This is a genomic window from Staphylococcus pasteuri, from assembly GCF_030547725.1.
In the GTDB taxonomy this organism is placed as follows: domain Bacteria; phylum Bacillota; class Bacilli; order Staphylococcales; family Staphylococcaceae; genus Staphylococcus; species Staphylococcus pasteuri.
The window spans coordinates 1-238 of the sequence record NZ_JAUOQO010000909.1 but is presented as its reverse complement, the minus strand read 5'-3'; the positions used below and the strand labels follow the sequence as shown (position 1 = coordinate 238).

The 238-nt window shown below is 55.9% G+C and carries 1 protein-coding gene; it reads right to left on the bottom strand.

Annotation, left to right across the window (positions count from 1 at the left end; translation table 11 throughout):
• The coding region (locus tag Q4528_RS15885; RefSeq protein WP_439848956.1) for an AMP-binding enzyme at positions 1-238 on the bottom strand (238 nt) is incomplete at both ends.

The window sequence follows — 238 nt, the reverse complement described above, 5'->3', positions numbered from 1 at the left end:
GTTCATCGGTGAAAGCGGCAGTTCTTTGGCGATCGAAATCGAACGCGGGCTTTTGTAGCCGGCAATCTGGTCTTTCACATGGGCCTGGATGTCTTCCAGTGTCGGTTCTTTGTCGCCCGCAGGAACGACGACCGCATGAACAGTTTCGCCCCAATTTTCGTCGGGAATGCCGATACCTGCAACCATCGCCACATCCGGATGGGTCGACACGGCGCTTTCGACTTCGACGGAATAGACG